The organism is bacterium (genome assembly GCA_030019025.1).
Taxonomy (GTDB): Bacteria; Hydrothermota; Hydrothermia; order UBA1063; family UBA1063; genus UBA1063.
The window spans coordinates 26,295-26,609 of record JASEFR010000027.1 but is presented as its reverse complement, the minus strand read 5'-3'; the positions used below and the strand labels follow the sequence as shown (position 1 = coordinate 26,609).

Annotated in this window: 1 protein-coding gene; it reads left to right on the top strand. The window is 36.8% G+C overall.

The features are described from left to right. Positions 1 to 57 precede the first annotated feature (57 nt). Positions 58 to 315: hypothetical protein (locus QMD82_07255; protein ID MDI6851711.1), on the top strand; the 258-nt coding region annotated here is incomplete at its 3' end.

The following is a 315-nucleotide window of genomic DNA, read 5'->3' as shown; positions in this document are numbered from 1 at the left end:
GAAAAAAAGCAGAAAAAGATTTGGGCTATAAGCCAAGGCCTATAGAGGAGACCTTAAATGACACATATAGATGGTTTAAAGAGCATAGATACCTTTAATTTCATCGTTTGGTGCTGGATTGCTTTTTCTGCCTTCATTTTTGTAATTTTACTAAAGATTTCTGCACCCTACGGAAGGCATGCCAGAAAAGGTTGGGGGCTTATGTTGTCAAACAGAATCGGATGGATTCTAATGGAAATCCCATCCCTTTTAATACCCACCTTTTACTTTTTTAAATACCGAACTTATCTTACTCAGAGCCCTCATATCATTTTT